This window comes from Sulfitobacter sp. SH24 (assembly GCF_965641895.1).
Taxonomy (GTDB): Bacteria; Pseudomonadota; Alphaproteobacteria; order Rhodobacterales; family Rhodobacteraceae; genus Sulfitobacter; species Sulfitobacter dubius.
The window spans coordinates 392,501-415,999 of the sequence record NZ_OZ282575.1; the positions used below are offsets into that span (position 1 = coordinate 392,501).

General features: G+C 58.6%; 21 protein-coding genes, 1 tRNA gene, 2 rRNA genes and 1 pseudogene (1 of these 25 running past the window's edge). 11 read left to right on the forward strand and 14 right to left on the reverse strand.

Annotated elements, in window-relative coordinates; genetic code table 11:
• From ACSQ16_RS04375 to ACSQ16_RS04390, 4 genes are all read left to right on the forward strand, one after another.
• Positions 1 to 2,606, forward strand: a 23S ribosomal RNA gene (locus ACSQ16_RS04375) (it extends 228 nt beyond the left edge of the window).
• 119 nt (positions 2,607 to 2,725) lie between these two features.
• A 5S ribosomal RNA gene (rrf, locus tag ACSQ16_RS04380) occupies positions 2,726 to 2,840 on the forward strand.
• Positions 2,841 to 3,093: 253 nt separating this feature from the next.
• Positions 3,094 to 3,170 (forward strand) — tRNA-Met (locus ACSQ16_RS04385).
• Between the two features lie 609 nt (positions 3,171 to 3,779).
• Positions 3,780 to 4,085, forward strand: coding sequence for a hypothetical protein (locus ACSQ16_RS04390; protein ID WP_243261541.1), 306 nt, complete (start codon positions 3,780 to 3,782; stop codon positions 4,083 to 4,085).
• 306 nt (positions 4,086 to 4,391) lie between these two features.
• Here the strand turns inward: ACSQ16_RS04390 and ACSQ16_RS04395 are convergent.
• Positions 4,392 to 5,150, reverse strand: a pseudogene (locus ACSQ16_RS04395) (IS5 family transposase).
• A 49-nt stretch (positions 5,151 to 5,199) separates the two neighbouring features.
• Here ACSQ16_RS04395 and ACSQ16_RS04400 point away from each other — a divergent pair.
• The 3 genes from ACSQ16_RS04400 (at position 5,200) to aspS (ending at position 8,884) form a co-directional block, all read left to right on the forward strand.
• Complete coding sequence (locus ACSQ16_RS04400) at positions 5,200 to 5,478, forward strand: hypothetical protein (protein WP_435988597.1); 279 nt, start codon at positions 5,200 to 5,202, stop codon at positions 5,476 to 5,478.
• 121 nt (positions 5,479 to 5,599) lie between these two features.
• The gene (locus tag ACSQ16_RS04405; RefSeq protein ID WP_243261539.1) at positions 5,600 to 6,883 is read left to right on the forward strand and encodes a glycosyltransferase family 4 protein; all 1,284 of its coding nucleotides are present in this window, start codon (positions 5,600 to 5,602) and stop codon (positions 6,881 to 6,883) included.
• A 225-nt stretch (positions 6,884 to 7,108) separates the two neighbouring features.
• Positions 7,109 to 8,884, forward strand: a complete 1,776-nt coding sequence (gene aspS, locus ACSQ16_RS04410; RefSeq protein WP_243261538.1) for an aspartate--tRNA ligase — start codon at positions 7,109 to 7,111, stop codon at positions 8,882 to 8,884.
• Between the two features lie 29 nt (positions 8,885 to 8,913).
• Here aspS and ACSQ16_RS04415 read toward each other — a convergent pair whose 3' ends face one another.
• The 4 genes from ACSQ16_RS04415 to ACSQ16_RS04430 all read right to left on the reverse strand — a co-directional run bounded on the left by ACSQ16_RS04415 (position 8,914) and on the right by ACSQ16_RS04430 (position 11,084).
• Positions 8,914 to 9,645 carry a BglII/BstYI family type II restriction endonuclease gene (locus ACSQ16_RS04415; protein WP_243261537.1) on the reverse strand — a complete coding sequence of 244 codons (732 nt, stop codon included), beginning with the start codon at positions 9,643 to 9,645 and terminating at the stop codon, positions 8,914 to 8,916.
• Entirely contained in the window at positions 9,629 to 10,261 is a 633-nt protein-coding gene (locus tag ACSQ16_RS04420; protein ID WP_243261536.1) for an MT-A70 family methyltransferase, read from the reverse strand. Before ACSQ16_RS04420 ends, ACSQ16_RS04415 begins: the two co-directional genes overlap by 17 nt.
• Before the next feature lie 112 nt (positions 10,262 to 10,373).
• On the reverse strand, positions 10,374 to 10,850 hold the full coding sequence (locus ACSQ16_RS04425; RefSeq protein ID WP_093927992.1) for a hemerythrin domain-containing protein: 477 nt from the start codon (positions 10,848 to 10,850) through the stop codon (positions 10,374 to 10,376).
• 60 nt (positions 10,851 to 10,910) lie between these two features.
• Positions 10,911 to 11,084, reverse strand: a complete 174-nt coding sequence (locus ACSQ16_RS04430; protein WP_243261535.1) for a hypothetical protein — start codon at positions 11,082 to 11,084, stop codon at positions 10,911 to 10,913.
• Positions 11,085 to 11,239: 155 nt separating this feature from the next.
• On the opposite strand from ACSQ16_RS04430, the gene ACSQ16_RS04435 reads away from it, so the two are divergent.
• Complete coding sequence (locus ACSQ16_RS04435; protein ID WP_243261534.1) at positions 11,240 to 11,962, forward strand: GNAT family N-acetyltransferase; 723 nt, start codon at positions 11,240 to 11,242, stop codon at positions 11,960 to 11,962.
• A gap of 21 nt (positions 11,963 to 11,983) precedes the next feature.
• Here the strand turns inward: ACSQ16_RS04435 and ACSQ16_RS04440 are convergent, their stop codons facing one another.
• On the reverse strand, positions 11,984 to 12,703 hold the full coding sequence (locus ACSQ16_RS04440) for a response regulator (RefSeq protein WP_243263225.1): 720 nt from the start codon (positions 12,701 to 12,703) through the stop codon (positions 11,984 to 11,986).
• Positions 12,704 to 12,829: 126 nt separating this feature from the next.
• On the opposite strand from ACSQ16_RS04440, the gene mce reads away from it, so the two are divergent.
• Positions 12,830 to 13,234: a methylmalonyl-CoA epimerase gene (gene mce / locus ACSQ16_RS04445; RefSeq protein WP_093927994.1), complete on the forward strand. Its 405-nt coding sequence runs from the start codon at positions 12,830 to 12,832 to the stop codon at positions 13,232 to 13,234.
• 2 nt (positions 13,235 to 13,236) lie between these two features.
• Positions 13,237 to 13,530 carry a DUF1467 family protein gene (locus ACSQ16_RS04450; protein WP_243261533.1) on the forward strand — a complete coding sequence of 98 codons (294 nt, stop codon included), beginning with the start codon at positions 13,237 to 13,239 and terminating at the stop codon, positions 13,528 to 13,530.
• Here the strand turns inward: ACSQ16_RS04450 and ACSQ16_RS04455 are convergent.
• From ACSQ16_RS04455 to trpS, 5 genes are all read right to left on the reverse strand, one after another.
• Entirely contained in the window at positions 13,463 to 14,197 is a 735-nt protein-coding gene (locus ACSQ16_RS04455) for an EI24 domain-containing protein (protein ID WP_243261532.1), read from the reverse strand. The genes ACSQ16_RS04450 and ACSQ16_RS04455 overlap by 68 nt on opposite strands.
• On the reverse strand, positions 14,188 to 14,760 hold the full coding sequence (locus ACSQ16_RS04460) for a nitroreductase family protein (protein ID WP_243261531.1): 573 nt from the start codon (positions 14,758 to 14,760) through the stop codon (positions 14,188 to 14,190). The genes ACSQ16_RS04455 and ACSQ16_RS04460 overlap by 10 nt, the downstream gene beginning before the upstream one ends.
• A gap of 9 nt (positions 14,761 to 14,769) precedes the next feature.
• Positions 14,770 to 15,876, reverse strand: coding sequence for a class II histone deacetylase (locus ACSQ16_RS04465; RefSeq protein ID WP_243261530.1), 1,107 nt, complete (start codon positions 15,874 to 15,876; stop codon positions 14,770 to 14,772).
• A 160-nt stretch (positions 15,877 to 16,036) separates the two neighbouring features.
• The gene (locus ACSQ16_RS04470) at positions 16,037 to 16,507 is read right to left on the reverse strand and encodes a VOC family protein (RefSeq protein WP_093927999.1); all 471 of its coding nucleotides are present in this window, start codon (positions 16,505 to 16,507) and stop codon (positions 16,037 to 16,039) included.
• Positions 16,508 to 16,612: 105 nt separating this feature from the next.
• On the reverse strand, positions 16,613 to 17,629 hold the full coding sequence (gene trpS, locus ACSQ16_RS04475) for a tryptophan--tRNA ligase (protein WP_093928000.1): 1,017 nt from the start codon (positions 17,627 to 17,629) through the stop codon (positions 16,613 to 16,615).
• Between the two features lie 75 nt (positions 17,630 to 17,704).
• On the opposite strand from trpS, the gene ACSQ16_RS04480 reads away from it, so the two are divergent.
• Entirely contained in the window at positions 17,705 to 18,391 is a 687-nt protein-coding gene (locus ACSQ16_RS04480; RefSeq protein WP_317405669.1) for a rhomboid family intramembrane serine protease, read from the forward strand.
• On the opposite strand, the gene murJ is transcribed toward ACSQ16_RS04480, so the two are convergent.
• From murJ to ACSQ16_RS04495, 3 genes are all read right to left on the reverse strand, one after another.
• The gene (gene murJ, locus ACSQ16_RS04485; RefSeq protein ID WP_243261528.1) at positions 18,388 to 19,929 is read right to left on the reverse strand and encodes a murein biosynthesis integral membrane protein MurJ; all 1,542 of its coding nucleotides are present in this window, start codon (positions 19,927 to 19,929) and stop codon (positions 18,388 to 18,390) included. The genes ACSQ16_RS04480 and murJ overlap by 4 nt on opposite strands.
• Positions 19,930 to 20,039: 110 nt before the next feature.
• The gene (locus ACSQ16_RS04490; protein WP_243261527.1) at positions 20,040 to 20,591 is read right to left on the reverse strand and encodes a CHAP domain-containing protein; all 552 of its coding nucleotides are present in this window, start codon (positions 20,589 to 20,591) and stop codon (positions 20,040 to 20,042) included.
• Positions 20,592 to 20,718: 127 nt separating this feature from the next.
• On the reverse strand, positions 20,719 to 23,499 hold the full coding sequence (locus ACSQ16_RS04495; protein WP_243261526.1) for a [protein-PII] uridylyltransferase: 2,781 nt from the start codon (positions 23,497 to 23,499) through the stop codon (positions 20,719 to 20,721).

A 23,499-nucleotide genomic window follows, 5' to 3' on the forward strand; every position in this document is an offset into this window, starting at 1 on the left:
GGAACTGAAACATCTAAGTACCCGGAGGAAAGGAAATCAATATGATACTCCCCTAGTAGCGGCGAGCGAACGGGGACCAGCCGAGCCATGAGTGTGGTTAGAATGCGTTGGAATGCGCAACCAAAGTGGGTGATAGTCCCGTATAAGAAGCATGATTGGACGTATTAAGTAGGGCGGAACACGTGAAATTCTGTCTGAAGATCGGAGGACCACCTTCGAAGGCTAAGTACTCCTTACTGACCGATAGTGAACCAGTACCGTGAGGGAAAGGTGAAAAGCACCCCGACGAGGGGAGTGAAACAGTACCTGAAACCGAACGCCTACAAACAGTTGGAGGGACCTTGCGTCCTGACAGCGTACCTTTTGTATAATGGGTCATCGACTTGGTCTCACGAGCAAGCTTAAGCCGTTAGGTGTAGGCGTAGCGAAAGCGAGTCTTAATAGGGCGTTGAGTTCGTGGGATCAGACCCGAAACCGAGTGATCTAGGCATGGCCAGGTTGAAGATAAGGTAACACTTATTGGAGGACCGAACCCACATCTGTTGAAAAAGATCGGGATGAGCTGTGCCTAGGGGTGAAAGGCCAATCAAACTCGGAGATAGCTGGTTCTCTGCGAAATCTATTTAGGTAGAGCGTCGACCGAATACCCTCGGGGGTAGAGCACTGGATGGGTAATGGGGCCCCACAGGCTTACTGATCCTAACCAAACTCCGAATACCGAGGAGTACTAGTCGGCAGACACACGGCGAATGCTAACGTCCGTCGTGAAGAGGGAAACAACCCTAACCTCCAGCTAAGGCCCCTAATTCATGGCTAAGTGGGAAAGCAGGTGAGACGACCAAAACAACCAGGAGGTTGGCTTAGAAGCAGCCATCCTTTAAAGATAGCGTAACAGCTCACTGGTCTAAATAAGTTGTCTTGCGGCGAAGATGTAACGGGGCTCAAGCCATGAGCCGAAGCTGAGGATGCATTTATTGCATGGTAGCAGAGCGTAGTGTGACATAGTTCCATGTGTCCTTATCGTCCCTCGGGACGGGTTGGACACAAGGAGCTTTCTGTGAAGCTGGCGCGTGAGCGATCCGGTGGAGAGATCACTAGTGAGAATGATGACATGAGTAGCGACAAAGAGTGTGAGAGACACTCTCGCCGAAAGTCCAAGGGTTCCTGCTTAAAGCTAATCTGAGCAGGGTAAGCCGACCCCTAAGGCGAGGCCGAAAGGCGTAGTCGATGGGAACCAGGTTAATATTCCTGGGCCAGATGGAAGTGACGGATCTCGAGGGTAGTTCATCCTTATCGGATTGAATGGGCTGCTTAGAGGTCCCTGGAAATAGCTCCATCGCTAGATCGTACCCTAAACCGACACAGGTGGACAGGTAGAGAATACCAAGGCGCTTGAGAGAACTATGTTGAAGGAACTCGGCAAAATACCTCCGTAAGTTCGCGAGAAGGAGGCCCGGTTCCTAGGCAACTAGGGGCTGGGGGCACAAACCAGGGGGTGGCGACTGTTTATTAAAAACACAGGGCTCTGCGAAGTCGTAAGACGACGTATAGGGTCTGACGCCTGCCCGGTGCCTGAAGGTTAAAAGGAGGGGTGAGAGCTCTGAATTGAAGCCCAGGTAAACGGCGGCCGTAACTATAACGGTCCTAAGGTAGCGAAATTCCTTGTCGGGTAAGTTCCGACCTGCACGAATGGCGTAACGACTTCCCCGCTGTCTCCAACATAGACTCAGCGAAATTGAATTACCGGTCAAGATGCCGGTTACCCGCGGTTAGACGGAAAGACCCCGTGCACCTTTACTACAGCTTCACACTGGCATTAGGCCGAACATGTGCAGGATAGGTGGTGGGCTTTGAAACCGAGACGCCAGTCTCGGTGGAGCCTCCCTTGAGATACCACCCTTGTTCTGCTTGATGTCTAACCGCGGACCGTTATCCGGTTCCGGGACCCTGTGTGGCGGGTAGTTTGACTGGGGCGGTCGCCTCCTAAATCGTAACGGAGGCGCGCGAAGGTTGGCTCAGAGCGGTCGGAAATCGCTCGTTGAGTGCAATGGCAGAAGCCAGCCTGACTGCGAGACTGACAAGTCGAGCAGAGTCGAAAGACGGCCATAGTGATCCGGTGGTCCCAAGTGGGAGGGCCATCGCTCAACGGATAAAAGGTACGCCGGGGATAACAGGCTGATACTGCCCAAGAGTCCATATCGACGGCAGTGTTTGGCACCTCGATGTCGGCTCATCTCATCCTGGGGCTGGAGCAGGTCCCAAGGGTACGGCTGTTCGCCGTTTAAAGAGGTACGTGAGCTGGGTTTAGAACGTCGTGAGACAGTTCGGTCCCTATCTTCCGTGGGTGTAGGATACTTGAGAGGAGTTGCCCCTAGTACGAGAGGACCGGGGTGAACGATCCACTGGTGGACCAGTTGTTATGCCAATAGCAGTGCTGGGTAGCTATGATCGGACAGGATAACCGCTGAAGGCATCTAAGCGGGAAGCCCCCCTCAAAACAAGGTATCCCTGAGAGCCGAGGTAGACCACCTCGTCGATAGGCCAGAGATGTAAGCGTGGTAACACGTTCAGTTGACTGGTACTAATTGCTCGATAGGCTTGATTTGATCCAGTAGAAGCAAGACTTCGACTTATCAATCAAAAGCATACACATACAATCAGTGGTACATGACTTGGAACAAACAGCGCTCTGCCATGCAACAGCGACTGTGAGGACTTTATTTGGTTTGGTGATCATAGCGCGAGCAAAACACCTGGTCCCATCCCGAACCCAGCCGTTAAGTGCCGTAGCGCCGATGGTACTGCGTCTTAAGACGTGGGAGAGTAGGTCATCGCCAAACCTAATAAGGTCCTCAAAACAGTATCTCTCCACGATGACCAAAATTAAACAAAACCGCCGCAGCTCATAAAGCCGCGGCGGTTTTCCTTTGCGGGCGCAGAGCTATTACTGCGCGATTATGCCCCAAAACATCCCTCCAAATTTTTCGAGACGCAAATGGTACGGTCGCCGCGTAAAATCTCAAGAAAATTTTGAATTTTATGTGCGAATCTCCTTGCAGCACCTCCGTTATAAGTTTAGACACTACTTATTGGCGCGGGATGGAGCAGCCCGGTAGCTCGTCAGGCTCATAACCTGAAGGTCGTAGGTTCAAATCCTACTCCCGCAACCAAATCTAATGAAAGGGCTCTTCCAGTAAACCATCCCCAGCAATGACCTTTCTATGCTTACCTGCTTCCTCATTTTCCCTTAGAAACCCGGTCCGTAAAACGAGGCGTCCTTGGTAAGAATCAATACCGCGTTCAACGAACACGGCGTGACTCCTTCGTTGGCGCTTCTGGACCCATCCTCTTTGAGCGTTGGCGCGAGATCGGGAAAATGCTGGAAGTCGCAGGCCGGTCTGAAGATAGATCTAGGTTCGGTTAGTTCATAGCGGGCTACCTATGCTGCAGCAGATGTCGCCAAAGCTGTACCTCTGGAAGTGTCGCGGTTCGATGTCGCTTCTTTAATGGCATGCATTGCAACAAAGAATGCACGCTAGGGGGCTGAAACAGAAGGGCAAATTCCGCATGAGGCCGGTGCGGATCGTGCTTGCCAGTGGGCTTAGGCCAAAACAACTGGCTGGTGATCTGGGTGTCGGAATGTTGATGCTGGCTTGATGCGAACTTGAGGGTGGTGACGCTGCCTTGGCAGTGATCCCGGTTAGGAAGATGTTGGATTTCGAGCCTATCTGCGCCTGCATGAATGGTCGGTGGAATATGCGCCTGCTCATGTTCAACACATGCAGAAAACACTGATGCAAATGAACCTCCAACTGCATCATGTTGTGTCCGACATTAAGGGAATGAGGATCATCCGCGGCATTGTCGCCGGAGAAGGGGATTTGGACATGTTGGCCTCCTCCCGTGACGTGCGTTGCAAGGCTTCAACTGAGCCAATCAAAGCTGCACGTAATGAGAATGATCGTCCCGAAAACAACTTCGCGCTGTCCCTATCGCGCGCACTCTATGACTTCTACCAGGCCAAGACGCTGGAATGTGATCGTCATCTTGAGGCGTCCCTGGCGAGATCCAGACATGGACACTGAACATGATCCCAGCAAGTTGCTGCGCCCGCGCACCAAAGCCAATCAGGTCAGTACGCTTTTGTTTGACCTGCGGGCCGCACTATTTGGTGTTCAGGCGTTGATTTGAGACAAATCCGCGGGATGGGCCGATCTCTGTCACTCAAGTTAGTTGGCAAATGAGACGCTGATTTGCACGGCAATTCTATTGCCGACTAGCTGCGCGCGCGGTTGAAGCCAAAGCGGTCACAGCAACGGCGCGCGAGATTGTCAGAATAGCTCCGTCGCTTTCGAACGCAGGGTGGCTTAAAGGAGCACTAGACTCAGGACTCATAGCCAGTAGGTGACAGTGGCGGCGAGAGCGATGGCTGAGAGGAAGACCTTTGGGCATCGGTCGTAGCGAGTGACAACGCGCCGCTAGTCCTTGTGTCTGCCGAACATGATCTCGATCCGGTTGCTGCGTTTGTAGCGGCGCTTGTCATACTTCACCGTCGCCTTCTGCTGTTTTCGTCCAGGGATTCAGGCGTGTATCCCCTTGTCTTTTAATGCTTCTCGGAACCAGTCGGCGTCGTAGCCGCGATCGCCGAGCGGCCAATCGACATCCGGAAGACTATCGCAAAACGCTCGCGCACCTATGTAGTCGCTCGCCTGTCCTGCCGTTACGAACAGTTTGAGTGGGCGCCCCTGGCTATCTCAGATTGCATGAAGTTTGGTATTTATGCCGCCTTTGGTTCGTCCAATCAGACGTCCACGCCCCCCTTTTTTGACGCCTAAACTGGACGCTGTGCGATGAGCCTTCAGGTAGGTAGCATCGATCATCACGGTATTCTTTTCGCTGTGATCGGCGGCCAGTCCTACCATCATCTGTGCGAAGATGCCTTTATCGCTCCAAAGCTTCCAGCGGTTATAGAGCGTCTTGTGGGGGCCATACTCCTTAGGCGCATCTCGCCATCGCAAACCATTGCGATTGATGAAAGTAATCCCGCTCAAAACCCGCCGATCATCGACACGTGGTCTGCCATGGGGTTTCGGAAAGTAGGGCTCCAGCCGCGCCATCTGCGCATCGCTCAGCCAGAAAAAATCAGACATATCACCTCTCCGTTTTTGGACGGTGAATCATCCGGCTCCACGATAATCAATGAGTCCTGAGCCTAACTATTCCGACGGAATGGGCGAACTTTTGAGCAACTGGGAAGCCGCAGGTGGCAGTCTGTTTAATGCTTTTGTCGATGTCGGACGCTCCAGCAAATGGGGAAGCTGGGGGGCGCTGTGTCATTTAAATGATAAAGCCGCGCGCTATGAGCAACTGATGGCATTTAACAAAGCACACCCGCGCCGCTGGGATGAAGAACTGCAAAATAATCGCAACGGTTCAGATGAGCCCGCAAAGATGAAGGATTCAGAAGAGGCAAAATGAGCGTATCTTCCTTCACACCATAGAAAACAAAATTTAATCGAAGGCTGACATACGTGCTCTTTTGCGGTCTGCTGCGCCGTGGGGACAGCCCGGAAGACCCTAACAGCAGGACAACCCGAAGATGAACAAACCACGCGTACTTGTCATGGCAGAGGCTGCAAACCCTGAATTGGTAAGTGTGCCGCTGGTCGGCTGGTCCTTCGCCAATGCTCTGCGGAGCGTGGCGGATGTTCATATCGTCACGCAGGTTCGTAATCGCGATGCTTTCCTTCGGGCGGGGCTGAAAGAAGGGACAGATTTCACCAGCGTAGATACCGAGAAGGTCGCCGCACCGCTTTGGCGTTTTAGCAAACTTTTTGGTCCCGGCGCTTGGACTGCAAAACAAGCCCTCTCGGCCATCCCAGATGCGTATTTTGAGCGGATAGTCTGGCAACGGTTCGGCGCCAGCATTACGGCGGGCGAATGGGACATCGTCCATCGCGTTACGCCGCTTACGCCGACCAAACCCAGCTATGTAGCGCGCCAATGCGCAAAGGTTGGGGTACCTTTTGTATTGGGACCGCTCAATGGTGGTGTGCCTTGGCCAAAAGGGTTTGACAAAGAGCGCCGCCGCGAAGGGGAATGGCTGTCGTATGTGCGCAGTGCTTACAAGCTGCTCCCCATGCGGGGGGCTACGTTAACGGCGGCTTCTGCCATCATGGTGGGATCAAAATTTACCATGGGTGAAATCCCGCAGGTCCATTCTGCCAAGACAATATACCTTCCCGAAAATGGCATCGATGTAGCGCGCTTTCATTTACAGGCTGCGCCAGCGGCAGACGATGGCCCGTTGAGGGCTTGTTTCGTGGGGCGAATGGTGCCTTACAAGGGGGCCGATATGTTGATCGAGGCTGCTGCGCCCTTACTCAAAGTGGGCAAGTTGACACTTACGTTAATTGGCGATGGTCCTATGCTGCCGGAACTCAAGCAAAGCGTTGCGTCCTTAGGCCTTGATGGCACCGTTGAATTCTCTGGCTGGTTGGAGCACGCGCAAGTTCAACAGGTTATGGCATCCTGTGATTTGTTAGCCTTCCCTTCTATTCGTGAATTTGGGGGGGGAGTCGTTTTGGAGGCGATGGCCTTGGGCCTGCCGCCGTTGGTGGTGGATTATGCCGGCCCCGGGGAACTGGTGCAACCTGAGTGGGGGTACGCGATCCCAATCGGGCCGCGTGCGGACATCATAAGGGATCTGCGCGATGCTCTTGAGCAACTTATCATCGAACCGCAGGAACTGCTTCAGAAAGGAATGGCGGCCCGTGCCCGTGTTGAGGAAACCTTCACTTGGTCACAGAAAGCGATGCAAATCGCCCAAGTCTATGACTGGGTGCGCGCACCTGTAGGCCCGGCACCGACCCTTATTGATTGAGCGCTACGAGAAGTCTTAACCATGGCTCTGCGCGCAACCTTGACCGATTGCGTCCGATAAGCTGGTGAAGACGAACGGAAAGCTAAAGCCAACCCACAGCAGCCCATACACGAAACGCGCGATTTTCCTGCCCGGCGTGGGGTTATTGGCAGCAAACTCTTGACTTCCCGACCGTCAAACGGTGTACCTGCCCAAAACCTGAATTAGCCCTAGGAAGGGACCATCATGCACGCCTATCGCAGCCATACCTGTGCCGATCTGAGCCTTGAGAACAAGGGTGACAATGTGCGCCTGTCCGGCTGGGTGCACCGGGTACGGGATCACGGCGGCGTGCTGTTTCTCGATCTGCGCGACCATTACGGCATTACTCAAGTGATCTGCGACCCCGACAGCCCCGCCTTCGCCGAAATGGAGAAGGTCCGCGCGGAATGGTGCGTGCGCATCGACGGCACGGTAAAGGCGCGGGACGAAAGCTTGGTTAATCCCAAGCTGCCGACAGGCGCGATCGAAGTCTATGCGCGTGAAATCGAAGTGCTGGGCTCTGCTGCCGAACTGCCGCTGCAAGTGTTCGGCGATCAGGAATACCCTGAGGAAACGCGCCTGCGGTACCGTTACCTCGACCTGCGTCGTGAGAAGATGCAAAAGAACATGACACTGCGCTCGGACGTGGTGACCTCGATCCGCAAGCGCATGTGGGACCAGAACTTCCGTGAGTTCCAGACCCCAATCATCACCGCCTCTTCCCCTGAAGGGGCTCGCGACTTCCTCGTGCCGTCGCGCCTGCATCCGGGCAAGTTCTACGCGCTGCCGCAGGCGCCGCAGCAGTTCAAACAGCTGCTGATGGTCTCGGGCTTTGACAAATACTTCCAGATCGCGCCCTGTTTCCGCGACGAGGATCCGCGTGCCGATCGGTCGCCCACCGATTTCTACCAGCTCGACATGGAGATGTCCTTTGTCACCCAGCAGGATGTGTTCGACACGATCCAGCCGGTGATCGCGGGCATTTTTGAGGAGTTTGGCGGCGGCAAGAAGGTCGACGAGACTTGGGAGCAGATTTCCTATAAGGACGCGGCGCTGTGGTATGGCTCGGACAAGCCCGACCTGCGCAACCCGATTAAGATGCAGGTCGTGTCCGACCATTTCCGCGATTCCGGTTTCGCGATCTTTGCCAAGCTGCTGGAGCAGGACGGCACCGAGATTCGCGCAATCCCTGCGCCCACGGGCGGCAGCCGCAAGTTCTGTGACCGCATGAACGCCTTCGCTCAGAAGGAAGGTCTGCCCGGCATGGGCTATATCTTCTGGCGCGATCAGGGCAACGGGATGGAAGCTGCTGGTCCACTGGCCAAGAACATCGGCCCTGAGCGCACCGAGGCGATCCGCCAGCAGTTGGATCTGGGCGTTGGCGATGCAGCCTTCTTCCTTGGTGGCAAGCCGAAGTCTTTCGAGGCAGTCGCAGGCCGCGCGCGGAACGTGATCGGCGAGGAGTTGAACCTCACCGATAAGGACCGCTTTGCCTTTGCATGGATCGTGGATTTCCCGATCTACGAGCGGGACGAAGAGACCGGCAAGATCGACTTTGAACACAACCCTTTCTCCATGCCGCAGGGCGGGATGGAAGCGCTACAGGGCGATCCGCTGAAGGTGTTGGGCTATCAATATGACCTCGCCTGCAACGGCTATGAGTTGGTGTCGGGTGCTATCCGAAACCACAAGCCTGAGATCATGTTCAAAGCGTTTGAGATCGCGGGCTACGGCGAAGATGAGGTGCGCAAGCGCTTTGGCGGCATGGTCAACGCATTCCAATACGGCGCCCCGCCCCACGGTGGCTGCGCCGCGGGCATCGACCGCATCGTCATGCTGCTGGCCGAAGAGGCGAACATCCGCGAAGTCATTCTCTTCCCGATGAACCAGCGCGCCGAAGACCTGATGATGAATGCGCCGTCCGAGCCCACCAGCGATCAGCTGATGGAACTGGGCTTGCGGGTCATCCCGCAGGAGTGATCCTGTCTGAATGAAGTGTCATCCCCGGCTCAGTCGGGGGTGATATTGCCCGGTAGGATGCCCAGCACCAGAACCGGGCAGCCGCCGCTGCGCCCGGCGGCGATGCGGCTGATGAGCTTATGGGTGCCGGTTGTGCTGGCTCCGAATTTCGCGCTCACGGTTTTGTCGGTCTCATTGCCGAATTTATCCAAGCAATTTCCCAGTGATTTGAAAAAGTCGTTCGACAATTCGCGTGTCACGATGACCCCTACGTCAATGACGCCAGCTTCAAAAAAGCTCCGGAAGGCATAGAGATCGCGGTCGTAGGTCTGGTCTTTGCTGTTCCACTCATAGTCAAAGGCCACGCGCGCGCGCCAGAAGTCGACCATGTGGTTGTGAATGAAATCCTCGCGGATGATGCGGTCGACTTCGGGGGCACTGTCGCCCTTGCCGGCGGTCAGTTGCACCAATAGGTCGGCCTTGATCCTTACTTCCTCGTGGAAATTCTCGGCCGCCGCATATTGGGCGAACCGGGTCGTGGCCGACATGCGATTGCCCCCCGGTGCGCGGATTTCGCTGCGGCTGATGGTGAACTGACGCAGCACGCGCATGATTGCGGCCAGTTCTTCCGGCGCACGCTGTTGCAAGACGGCGGCTGCGCTGCGGTAGCTGGTGACGGAGTAGCGGTCGCGCAGATCGGCAGGCAGCAGGTCTTCGACAAGCCTGTCGCTGTCGAAAACCGCATCGTCGATGCGCCGCGCCAGATTACTCAGCCGCGACACTGGAATTGTAGCTGTAGGTCTTCCAATCGGGCTTGTAATCCGCCTCGGCTTGATTGCCCCAAACGGTCCAACCATCGCGCACACCGCGTCCGAACAGCTCGAGGTAGGGGCCCCAAGAGCAGCTTTCGATCAGATCATATTGCTCGTCCGGCTTGCGCGAATGCTCCCGCTTGCGGGTTTGCATCATGTTTACCTGACGCCGCCCGGCATCCAGCGTGCGGACGTTCTTGCCGCGCACGCCAAAAAGCAGAATTTCGGTCACATTGCGGAAATAGAACCCCACACCGCGCCCGTCACTGCCGCCATCTTTGCGGATTTTGTGCCAGATGATGTTGGATTTATACTCAAATCCCCACGCCTTAAGCACCTGAAGCCCTTCAGGCAGCAGCGCGTTGGGCACCCACATGTAGCAATGCGCGCGCTCTTCGAGGTGATCGGCCACCGGCAGGGCGCATATGTCATCTACCGTCATCGTGGGATAACGGGCCAAGCGCTTATGCTCTGGCGCGACCTTGCCGGTGCGGTTGGTAAAGCGCCACGGCGGGTCCGCCATGACGCAGCCAAACCGGTCTTTGCCCAGAAAGTCGCGTAGGTCTTGTGATGGATTATCGCTCATATCCAATATATTGCGTTTCCTCGGGCTTTCTTGCAACCGCTACCTGCCCGGAGGGGCCGGATATCCACAAGAACGTTAAGGGAACACATCTAGCAGGGAAGAGCGGCTTGGGTCAATCCTCAAGACTGTCTTCGCGCTTTTCATCGATGAGCTTGGCTTCCTTTTCCTTACGCTTCAGGAACTTGTCGCCAAATTCGTCGTTCTGCTCTTCACCAATGACCTTCTTGGCGCGGGTAAAAAGCTCGTCTTCTTCCTCATCCATATGATGTTCGTAATCATGCTTGAGCTTCTTGAAACGAGTCAGCCAAGCGGAAGAGGACATGTCGGTTTCGCGCAGTTCTTCCATAAGATCGTCAAGCTGCTGGTGCTCATGGACCGAATGACGCGCGTGATCTTGGCCCCATGTCTCTGACATCAGCTTGGAATAAAAGGTTTCTTCTTCGGCTGCGGCGTGGGATTTCACGTCGTTATAAAAACGGTCCCAGGCGTCGCGACGCTCTGCGCTGTCGCCTTCGGTATCGGCAATAGTGTTGAGCAGCGTACGGTGCTCATCGTGATCTTCTTTGATTGCGTCATAAATGGAGGGCATGGGAAATATCCTTCGATGTTACCTGTTTGGTAACGCCGAAGGGACGGGCGAGTTCCCGGCTTAAAAGATCGTGCCAGAAGCCGCTTGGCTTGCGATCTGTTTAAAGGGCCCATCAGCTTGGGCGTGGACCGCTGCTGCGAGAACAACCAAAAGCCCAAAGATATTAGCACCGACAACGATCCAATCGACCGGCTTTTCGGCCTTTGTTGTATGTCTGGTGTCTTTCAGGCTCATCTCACCCTCCTAGGGTGTCGGTTCGATCTATGCTTAATGCTGAAGGTTGAATGTGGCATGAATGTGTAAACAGGTGGCCGACAGAGGGGTCTGTGGCAATTAATTCAAGTTTATTCATCTTGGCGGGCTTGAGGGCGCAGTGCATAACTTAGCCCATGAACAGCAAACCAGCCGAACGCCCTGTTGGGGCCCCTGTCAAGAATTGGGTATCCCCCGCGCGACCCAGCGGTGAAACGCTGGCCGGACAGCATGTGCTGTTAGAGCCCCTTTCGGCAGAGCGTCATGCCGCGCTTTTGTACCGCGCCTATGCGGGAGAGGACCACGTTTGGGATTATCTGCCCTATGGGCCATTCTCTTCGGCCTCCCAATACCACCGCTGGGTGCGTGACAGTGAGGGGAAGGCCGATCCCTATTTCTTTGCCGTCAAAGGCCTTGCGCAAGAGCAATGGGTGGGGGTGGCAAGCTTCCTGCGGATCAATCCCGAAGCGGGGAGTATAGAGGTTGGTCACATCAATTTTAGTCCCGCCTTACAGCGCACTCCGGCGGCGACAGAGGCGATATTTCTGATGATGCAATGGGCCTTTCACGCAGGGTATCGGCGGTTCGAATGGAAGTGCGATGCGCTGAACGGTCCTTCTCGTCGTGCGGCGCAGCGGTTGGGGTTAAGCTACGAAGGTGTCTTTCGGCAGGCCACGATCGTAAAGGGGCGCAACCGCGACACGGCTTGGTTCGCCGCGATTGATGCAGAGTGGCCCGCGTTGAAAGAGGCGTTCGAGGCTTGGCTGTCCCCCCGTAATTTTGATGCGCATGGACAGCAAAAGGAACGTTTGGGCGATCTGACCCGCCTTGTGCGCGTCGCGAGCGACCCGACGCTTTAAGCGGCCCGTTCACCGACGGCGTTAAATTGCGATCCTTTCAGCCAACCGGTGCTGGATCATTCCCGCAATATTGGCAGTTTCCGGACCTACAGGTTTTCCAAGCGCGCGTTTATGGGCCAATGCCCGTGCCGCTTCTTCCAGTCGAAGGTCATTGGCCGAACGGGCCACACCGCAGAGAAATTGCGCGACATAGTCCAGCGTCTGATCATTGGGCTGGTCCCCCAGCACACCTGCAATATGGGCGATGTCATCTTGAAACCCAATTCGGTCAGGGGTGATATATTCATCAGGGAGGACACGTGGTCCAAGCGGGCGGCGCTCTTCGGATAGGGCAGCAAGAATGGCCTGCTGAAAGGACGAAAGCGATGTAATCGGCTTGGCCAAAAATCCATCCACACCAGCGGCGCGGGCGTCAGGTTCTTTATGGCTGTCGCCAGAAATGGCAATGATCGCCTCGACCCGCGGCGTGCTTTGTGTAAGCTCGGCGATCAAATCCAACCCGCAGCCATCCGGCAGGCCAAGGTCAACCAGCGCGACGGTGGGGCGGTAAACCTGCAAGTGCCGCCGCGCAGAGCGCAGGCAATCCGCACGCCTGATCCGCGCGCCGGAACGCAGGCACAGCAGGCGCATCGCCTCACAGGCAAAGCGGCTGTCCTCTACCACCAGAACGGTAAGGCCGAGCAATGGCCGCTCCGCCGTGGGGGTGAGGGTCGGTCTTTCAAAGGGGTCGGTATCGTCCATCATCGCCTCCAACAACAACTGCTGCGCCATCGTTACGCCGCGTTGGCTAACGACGCGTTAACGTGACGCATTGTTGTTCATCGGGTGTGCGGGCATAAAGCGGGCAAATCACGAGGAGCATTCAGGATGATCGGACGTCTTAACCATGTGGCCATCGCCGTGCCGGATCTCGAAGCGGCGGCGGATCAGTATCGCCACGCGCTTGGCGCCAAGGTCGGCGCGCCGCAGGCCGAACCGGATCACGGCGTGACCGTCATCTTCATCGAACTGCCTAACACCAAGATCGAATTGCTGCACCCTCTGGGCGACGACAGCCCGATCAACGGCTTTCTGGAAAAGAACCCGGCGGGCGGCATCCACCACATCTGCTATGAGGTCGAGGACATCATCGCGGCGCGGGACCATCTGAAATCCACCGGCGCGCGGGTCTTGGGCTCGGGCGAGCCCAAGATCGGGGCCCATGGCAAGCCGGTGCTGTTCCTGCATCCCAAAGACTTCAACGGCGCGCTTGTCGAGCTTGAGGAGGTTTGAGCATGGGTATCGTTTCTGGCCTCGTCCTTTTTGCCGTCATCTGGTCGATGACGTTCCTGATCGCCCTGCCAATCCGGGTGCAAACACAAGGGGACGCGGGCGAGGTGGTTCCGGGCACCCACGCGGGCGCGCCCGAGCAGCATCATTTGGGCCGCAAGGCGCTGTGGTCTACGTTGGTTGCTGCGATCATCTGGGCGATCTGCGCCACGATCATCCTGTCGGGCTGGGTCAGCGTGGCGGATATCGAAGGCTGGCTGCATCCGAATGCGGCGCCAACGCATGGTACAGGTGGGTAAAGGTCGCCGCTCCTAGGATCGGGATCAGCAGGTTCAGCAGCGGCACCGAAAGCGGCACCGCCATCAGCACCCCGGCCATCCAGATCGTGCCCGCATGACGGCGGCGCAGGCGCTTGGCCTCGTCCCGGCCATGGCGGCGCAGCGCGGCGAGGGTGAAATATTCGCGCCCCAGCAAGAACCCGTTCAGCCCCCAAAAAATGAACAGCGCCGCCGGGGCGAAGAGCAGGTATAGGATCAGCGCCAGCAGGTTTGCCCCCACCAGCACACCCATGAAGTTGACAGTATCGCGGATCGCATCGCCGATGCCGACACGGTGCGCCGGGGGCAGATGGGGGTAGTGCACCTCTTCCACCGCATCGGCCACATCATCCAGAAACATCGATGTAATCGCCGAGGCGACGGGCACCATTAGGAAGACCGAAAGGACCATCAGCAGGATCAGCGCGCTCCAGCTCAGCAGATCGTCGAGCCAATTCACCTCACCCAGTACTGGCAGCCAAGCGTCTTCGGGCGTGACCCAATCCACCAGATAGGCAAAGCCCGCCGTCGCCGCGACCAGCAGCGCCAGCGACAGGCCGACGCCGAGCAGCACCACCTTGCGAAAGCGCGCATCGCCCAATTGACCAAGTGCGCGGGTAAAGGACCGCAGGATCGCGCTTACAGCCATGTCGTGATCTCGTCGATGTCAGGGCGCGGGCGTTCTGGTGGGGCGGCGGTTTCGGTGCCGATATGGATGATCCCCGCGATACGCTCATGCGGGGCGAGGGCAAAGCCTTCCTCCATGAAGCCGCGGTCATGGGAAGGCCAACCGCTGAGCCAATTCGCGCCCCAGCCCGCGGCGAGGGCGGCGTTGAGCAGCGCAAGGCAGACGGCCCCGGCGGAATAGGTCTGCTCCAAGGGTGGGATCTTGGGCGAGGGCTTTTGCACTTCGATCACCGCCACGGCGAGGTTGCCTTGATCGAACTGGCCACGCCCCTTGGCGGTGTCCTCTGGCCCGAGGCCAAGGGCCGCGCCGCGTTGCTCAGCCACCTCCGCCAATCGCGCCATTGCTGCGCGGTCGATGACGATAAAGCGCCAAGGCTCCAGCTTCCCATGATCCGGCGTGCGCGCGGCAGCGGTCAGAAGCGGGCGCAGCGCCTCGGCATCGGGCACCGGAAGGCCGAGCGTCTTGGCCGGGCGCGAGCGCCGGTTTTGCAAAAAGGCGAGGGCGGAAGGATCAGCTACGGGCATCGGGGTCTCTTACAGGTCCAGTTGCTGCGCCATATCGTCAATCGACTGGCGCAGGAAGGCATCAAAGGCGGGCGAGGGTTGGCGGGCGTGCAGGGCGCGGGCCATTGGATCGGCCGCGTCGATCTTGCTGCCAGCCAAAGTTGCGATTGTGGCATGGCCGCAGAAGGGGACATAGGCCTCGGAATAGCCGCCCTCATGCACCAGCACCAACTTGCCATCGGTGACCCTATCGGCAGTATCGCGGATGCGCTTGGTCATTTCGGCAAAGGTGGCGGCGGTGGCCTGCATCCGTGCCAGCGGATCGACGATTGCCGCGTCATAGCCGCAGGCGACGATAATCATGTCGGGGGCGAAGGCCTCAATCGCGGGGATCACCACGCGGTCCATCGCGTGTAGGTAGGCGGTGTGGCCCGAGCCCGCGTGCATCGGCAGGTTGATGTTATAGCCTTCGCCAGCACCCCGCCCGCGATCTGCCAGAGCGCCCGTGTCGATGGGGTAATTCCCCTCTTGGTGCAGAGAGATCGTCAGCACGTCATCGCGGTCATAATAGATCGCCTCGGTCCCATTGCCGTGGTGCACGTCCCAGTCCAGCACGACCACGCGCTTGGCCAGCCCCTTGGCCTGTGCGGCCTCGATGGCGATGGCGACATTGGCCAGCAGGCAGAACCCATTGGGCAGATCGGGCAGGCAGTGATGCCCCGGTGGGCGGCTGAGGGCATAGGCATTGTCGAGATCGCCGCGTGCCACGGCGTCGACCGCGGCGATGGCCAGCCCGGCAGACAACGCGGCCAGCTCATAGCCGCCACGGGCGAAGGGGACCGCATGGCCCAATTCCCCACCCCCCGCGTCAGAGAGCCGCTTGAATTCATCGAGGTAGCTTGCGGGATGCACCCGTGCCAGCGCTTCGCGGCTGGCCGGGGCGGCGCTGCGGGTATCGAGTTCGTCGAAGAGCCCCGTTACCTCCATGAGGTTTTTCATGCGGCGCTTGGTCTCGGGGTTTTCCGGCAGGCCGCCGGCGGCGAGGGGCTGCACCAGCCCGCCGATCGGCATGGTAAAGGCGTAGTTCCCGCCTGCGTGCCAGAAGCAGCGTTCGTCCCAGAAAAAACCTGTGGTCATGGTCGTGTCCCCTTCATCCTTGCGGGGAAGGTGGCGCAGGGCAGCGGGATTGTCCATGGCGGGAAGGGTTCACACGGGCGGTGGTGCGTGGGGTGGGTGCGGGATTCGGTATTTGTAATAGGATGAAGGGGGAAGGGGAGCTCTTTGAGCGGCATTGCGGTCAGTTTGCCTCGGCCAGTAGGGCGGCGACATCAAGGGGGGAGTTGACCATTTTGAGATCGCCTTGTGCATCGCGGGGCCAGTCGGCTTGGGGCCGGTCCCGGTACAACTCGACACCGTTGTTGTCGGGATCGCGCAGGTAGACCGCTTCGCTGACACCGTGATCGGCGGCGCCGTCCAATGTGATGCCAGCCTCAAGCACCCGGCGCAGGGCGCGCGCCAACTGCTGCCGGTCGGGGTAGAGAAAGGCGCTGTGATAGAGGCCCGTATGGCCCGGCGGCGGCGGGGTGGCGCCCGCGCTTTCCCATGTGTTCAGCCCGATGTGGTGATGATAGCCGCCCGCGCCTAGAAAAGCCGCCTGATCGCCGTAGCGTTGGGTCACGGCAAAACCCAGCAAGTCGCTGTAAAAATGGATGGCGCGGTCAAGGTCGGCGACCTTGAGGTGAACATGGCCGATGGTGGGGTGGGTCATCGCTTGGTCCTTTCGCTCTTCATTTAAGATGGCAGCGAGAGGGGGCAGGCGCAATTGCGTAGGAGAGCAGGGGGGCTGTGCGGCATTGCGGACAGCCCCGGTCTGTCAGCCGACCATGCCGACGATCTCATAGGTGCGTTTGAGGATCGGGGCGGTGATTTCGCGGGCCTGTTCCGCGCCCCGGGCGAGGATGCGGTCGATCTCGGTCTCATCGGCCATCAGGCGCTGCATTTCGGCGGTGATCGGGCCCAGTTTGGAGACAGCCAGTTCCGCCAGCGCGGGTTTGAAAGTGCCGAATTGCTGGCCGCCTACTTCGGCTAAGACCTGATCGATGGTCTGGTCGCTGAGCGCGGCGTAGATGTTCACGAGGTTGCGCGCTTCGGGGCGGTCTTTCAGGCCCTCGGCCTCGGACGGCAGCGCGTCGGGGTCGGTTTTGGCCTTGCGGAACTTCTTGGCGATTGTGTCGGCGTCGTCGGTCAGGTTGATGCGGCTGGCGGGCGAAGGATCGGACTTCGACATTTTCTTGGATCCGTCGCGCAGGGACATGACGCGGGTGGCCGCGCCTTCGATCACCGGTTCGGTGAGGGGGAAGAAATCGACGCCATAGTCGTGGTTGAACTTGGCCGCGATGTCGCGGGTCAATTCAAGATGCTGTTTCTGATCCTCGCCCACTGGCACATGGGTGGCGTGGTAGATCAGGATGTCGGCGGCCATCAGCGCGGGGTAGGCGAAAAGGCCGAGCGATGCGGCCTCGGCGTTCTTACCGGCCTTGTCTTTCCATTGGGTCATACGGCCCATCCAGCCCATGCGGGCGACACAGTTGAAAATCCAAGCTAGTTGCGCGTGTTCGGGCACTTGGCTTTGGTTGATCAGGATTGATTTCTCAGGGTCGATGCCAGAGGCGATGAAGCCAGCGCAAAGTTCGCGGGTGCTGCGCTTGAGGTCGTCGGGCTTTTGCGGGACGGTGATCGCGTGCAGGTCGACCATGCAATAGATCGACTGAACGCCTTGTTCTTGCGCATCGGCAAAGCGTTTGAGCGCGCCCAGATAGTTGCCCAGATGCAGGTCGCCCGAGGGCTGAATGCCGGAAAACACGCGCGGGGTGAATTGGGTCTCGGACATCGGGCGGCACCTCTGGGCTGGAAAGTCTTGCGCGGCAGGCTTACTTCTGGCCGCGAACCCCGTCAAGGAGCGCCCATGCAAGACCCTGATTTCCAACCCCCTGTGAACCCACTGCCGCCAGCGGTTATCGTGCTGTTTTTGGCCATCACTGGCGTTGAGGTGGTGTTGTCCTTGGCCGAGGCTGGGCTGGTCGGTGGCCCCGCTGCCGTAGGCTGGCGGCTGGCGCTGGTGCGCGACTTTGGCTTTTCGGGGCTGATTTTTGACGCGATGATCGGGGCGGGCCAGTATCCGATTGAGCATATCTGGCGGGTGGTGACCTATCCGTTCATTCATCTGGGCTTTACCCATGCGATCTTTGCCGTCGTGCTGCTGTTGGCGCTGGGCAAGTTGGTGGCTGAGGCGATGGGGCAGGTGGCTTTTTTGGTGATCTTCGTGCTGTCGGGCATTGGCGGAGCGCTTGTCTATGGGGCGCTGCTCAACGATCCGGTCTGGTTGGCGGGCGCCTATCCCAATGTTTATGGGCTGATCGGGGGCTATAGTTTCGTAATGTGGCGGCGGCTGCTTGGCTCAGGCGGGCCGCAGTATCAGGCGTTCACGCTGATCGCCCTACTGATGGGGCTACAGCTTTTCTGGGGCATCTTTTTTGAGACCGGCTTTTTGTGGGTCGCCGAGTTGGCCGGGTTCTTCTGCGGCTTCGGTCTGAGCTTCTTGGTCGCGCCCGGTGAATGGGCGCGACTGAGGGCGCGGTTGCAGCAGCGTTAACCGCGCCGAACCGCGCGTTTGAACTCGGACAGGCGGAAGGCGCCGATCAACTGGCCGATGCCAAAGTAGCTGACCGCGCCGATGGCGATGAGCAGCACCAGCGCCAGACCGCGCCACCATGGCAGGCCCAGCATCGGTTGCAGGGCGGCGTTGCCCAACCAGAGGGCGACGCCCATCGCGGCGGAGGCGATGAGGATGCGCCAGATACGCTTGTGGAACCGCGCGTCGAACTTAGCCGCATCGCCAAACCGCCGCGCGCCGATGGCGAGGCAGGCAAACATCGTCCAGCCCGCCAGCGTGGTCGCAACGGCCGGGGCGATCCAGCCAATGAAGGGGGCAAGACCAACCGCGAGGGCCGCATTCACCACCATGGCGACCACGGCGAAATAGAAGGGGCGGCGGGTGTCTTCGCGGGCGAAATAGACCGGTTGCAGGATCTTTTGCAGCACGAAGGACGGCAGGCCGAGGCCGTAGATCATCACCGCTGTGGCAATCGCTGCGGTGTCATCGACGCCAGAGGCGCCGCGTTGGAACAATACGGTAACCAATGCGAAGGGCACCACCATCAGCGCCACTGCCGAAGGGATCGTCAGGGCCAGCGAAATCTCGGCGGCACGGCTGAGCGCAGTTTGCGCGCCGTCGTTGTCCCCGGCGCGCAGGCGGCGCGAAAGGTCGGGCAGCAAGACGATGCCAACGGCGATGCCCACGACGCCCAAGGGCAGCTGATAGAGACGGTCTGCGGCAAAGAGCCATGAGACGGCCTTGTCATATTGGCTGGCGACCAATTGCCCGACCACGAGGTTGATCTGCATAACGCCGGAGGCCAGCGCGGCGGGCAGGGCGATGACGATCATCGCGCGCATGTCGGGGGTCCAGCGGGGCCGCGAGGGGCGCAGTGGATAGCCCGCTTGGGCGGCAGCGCGCCATGTCAGCGCAAGCTGCGCCACACCGGCCAGCGGGATCGACCAGATCAACCAAAGCGCCACGTCGCCCCCAGTGAGGGCGGCAAAGGTCATGGCGGCGATGACGAAGATATTCAGCAGCACTGGTGCTGCGGCGGCCACGGCAAAGCGCCCCGTGGCATTGAGAATGCCCGAGAACAGCGCCGAGAGTGACATGCACAGGATATAGGGAAAGGCGATGCGGCCAAATTCGACCGTCATATCGAAGCGGGCGTCGCCCACGAAACCCTCAGCCGTCAGCCAGACCAGCCCGGGCATGAACACCATGCCCAGAGCAGTCAGCGCCAGCACGACCAGCGACAACCCGTTGAAGGCGTCGCGGGCGAATTTGCCAGCACCTTCCTCGCCCTCCAGCTTTTTGGCGAACATCGGCACGAAGGCGGCGTTGAACGCACCTTCGGCAAAGAAACGGCGGAACATATTGGGCAGGCGGAAGGCAGCAACGAAAGCGTCCATCACCGGGCCGGGGCCGATGAGCGACAGCAACAGCACCTCACGTAGGAAGCCAAGCACACGGCTGAGCAGGGTCCAGACCCCAACGGTAAAGAAGCCGGACATAAGACGTATAGGTTTCATCGGGGGAGCCTTAAGTTGCGCTGGGGGGATCCCTAGCGCGGGCGCTCACCCTGTGCAATCGGGGTGAATGGCCTTCAAAGGCCACTCAGCCTGCTTTGGCGGTGCGGCGCTTATCCCCCGGTGGGGTAGATAAAGCCGTTGATGGGATAGGTGCTGCCAAAGGCGCCCGGCTGGCTTTCCAATCGCACGGCGGACCAGTCATTGTTTTCTGATACGTCTATCACTGCCATCTTGAGCGAGACTTCGTTGCGCTTCCAATTGGCGTGATCTACCCGAATTTCGCGCGGCGAGACCACATCGGAAACCACAGCGATATGCCCCATTGGCATCGACCCGGTGGCGCTAAAGGCCATTACAGCACCGACGACAGGATCATTGCCCCGCGGATAAAGCCCTTTGGCTTTGCCCCACCATGTTTCTGCGTTGCCGCGAATTTGAATGCCGCTGACATTGCGGGCAAAGGGCACACACCAAACACGTTGGCCCTTAGCGCGCATTTCCTTGGCAGTCTGGACGGCCATAAAGTGACGCTCGGGGTTCAGGCCGCCAAAGTCAAAACTTTCAGGGACATCAGGCGCTTTAGCACAAGCTGCCGTCAGTAACAGAGTGGCGCAGAGAGCCATAAGGCCCCGGTTCGGCAGTGCGGCGCGTGTGACGCTCATATGTCCCTCATTCATGGAATCCCGCGCTGGTGCCGGGTTGCTTGGGATTTTGAGGATCCGACGTCAAAAGCAAAGCGCGGAAATGCCGGTTGGCAAGAAACTGCCGGTTGGCCAGGACCAAAGGAACTCACCCCTCGGCCCGCTGAACCCCGGCGGCAATTGCTTCGCGCAGACGTTTCTCTAGGGTGCGCTGCTTGGCTTCGGTATAGTATTTCAGGCCGAACATGTCTTTGACGTAGAAGGTATCGACCACTTGCTCGCCAAAGGTCGCGATCACGGCGTTGGCAATATAGACGTTAGAGGCGGCCAAGGTGCGGGTCAGATCATAGAGAAGGCCGGGGCGATCCCGGGTATCGACTTCAATGATCGTATAGATTTCGGACCCTTCATTGTCGAAAGTGATATGCGTTGGCACCTTGAAAGCGCGTTCGCGTTTCTTGACCTTATCGCGGGATTTCAACGCATCGCGGGCGACGATCTCCCCCCGCAGGGTCTTTTCAATTGTGTCGCGCAGGCGGGGCAGGCGCGAGGCTTCATAAGCGTTGCCTTCGCTGTCTTGTATCCAAAAGGCATCGGTCACGAAGCCGTCTTTGGTGGTATAGCTGCGCGCGTCGACGACATTGGCCCCCACCAGCGCGAGCGCCCCCGCAAGCCGTGCAAAGATGCCCGGATGGTCTGCCATGACGAAGCTGGCACGGGTCGCGCCGCGGTCTTCGTCAGGGTGCAGGTCAATGCGGATGTCGTCGTCGCCCATGCCGCGTAGCAGTTCGGCAAAGGCAACATGCGCCGTGACGTGCAAGCCCTGCCAATAGGGCGGGTAATGCCGTGCCGTTTCTTGCTGCAATGCTTTGCGGGGCCATTCGGAAAGCGCGGCCCTCAAGGCTTTCTTGGCCTCAGCCCCCCGGTTTTCGCGGTTGAGGTCTTCTAGCCCGGTTTCCAGCGCCCGTTCTGTCTGACGATAGAGCGCCCGGATCAGCACTGCTTTCCAGTTGTTCCACGTGTTTGGCCCAACGCCGCGTATGTCGCAGACCGTCAGCACACAAAGCAGATCGAGCCGTTTGACCGTTTGCACCGCCTTGGCAAAATCGCGCACCGTGCGCGGATCGGCGATGTCGCGTTTCTGGGCCATGTCCGACATTAGCAGGTGATAGCGCACCAGCCATTCCACCGTGTCGACCTCATCGCGTTTCAACCCTAACCGTGGGCCGATCCGACGAGCGAGCTTGGCCCCGATGATTGAGTGATCCTCGGGCCGCCCTTTGCCGATGTCATGCAGGAGTAGCGCCACATAAAGCACCTTGCGATTGACCCCGCGTTTCAGGATCGAGGACGCGACGGGTAGCTCTTCCTCCAACTCGCCTTTTTCGATCCGCGCGAGGTTGGCGATACATTGGATGATGTGTTCGTCCACCGTGTAGGAGTGGTACATGTTGAACTGCATCATCGCGACGATCGGCTCAAACTCGGGGATGAAGGCGCCCAAGACGCCTAATTCATTCATCCGCCGCAGGGCGCGTTCGGGATTGCCGTGTTTGAGCAGCAGATCAAGAAAGATGCGCCGCGCTTCGGGGGTGCGCCGCATGTCGTCGTCAATCAGCGCCAGATTTGCCTTGATCAGCCGCATGGCGTCGGGGTGGATTAACATCCCCGTGCGCAGCGCCTCTTCAAAGATGCGCAGCAGGTTCAGTTTGTCTTGCAGAAATTCGTGGTCATCCTTCACCGCAATGCGGTTGTGCACCACTTGAAACCCTTCGCGCATCTTCGGGCGGCGGCGAAAGATGCGTTCAAGCAGCGGTTCGGCCTTCATATGTGAGGCTTCCAACCCGCTGACAAAAATACGGGTCAGATCGCCGACCGCCGTGGCATGCCGGAAATAGGCCTGCATAAAGATCTCGACGCCGCGCCGCCCGCCGATGTCTTGATAGCCCATCGCCTGTGCGACCTGCACCTGCATGTCGAAGGTCAATTGCTCTGTCGCACGGCCTGCCAACAGGTGAAGGTGCCCTCGCACCGCCCAGAGAAAGGCCTCGGCATCGCGGAATGTGTCGTATTCATCTGCACGGAAAACGCCCAAATCAACCAGATCGGCGACCCGGTCGACATCATGGATGAACTTGGCGATCCAGAACAGTGAATGCAGGTCGCGCAGCCCGCCTTTGCCTTCTTTGACGTTGGGCTCCACCACATAGCGCTCACCCTGTTTTAGGTGGCGGTTGTCGCGCTCTTCTAGCTTGGCTTCGATGAAATCTTTCCCTGCACCAGAGAAGAGGTCATTCTTGAGCCGCTCCGAAAGCTCCTCGGCGAGGAGCACATCGCCGTCGATAAAGCGGTTTTCCAAAAGCGCGGTCTGAATGGTGTAATCATCGGCCCCAAGCCGCAGACAGTCTTCGATCGTGCGGGTGGCATGGCCGACCTTCAGTTTCAGATCCCACAGGATATAGAGCATCGATTCAATGACGCTCTCTGACCAAGCGGTGGCCTTGTAGGGGATGAGGAACAGCAGATCGACGTCGGAATGTGGTGCCATCTCACCCCGGCCATAGCCGCCCACGCCAATCATGGCGAGCCGTTCACCGTCGGTCGGGTTCGGATTGGGATGCAGCACTTGCGTGGCGATCTGCAAAACGCAGCGCAGCAATTGGTCGGTAAGATAGGTGTAGGAAGATGTCATCGCCCGCGCGTCAAACGGCGATTCAGCAAAGCTCATGGCGATGGCCTTGCGGCCTGCCTCTTGTGCGTCGCGGATCAGAGGGACGATCTCGCCCCGCAGCGCGGCCCCTTCGAGTGTGCTATCAAGTTGTGAGAGCGCCTGCCAAATGGCCGCGTCATCAAAGATTTGTTCGGGCGCGCAAATCAGGCGCGGGTGTCTACGCGCGCCTGATGTTGTTGTCGGTTTTGCCAGGTCCAA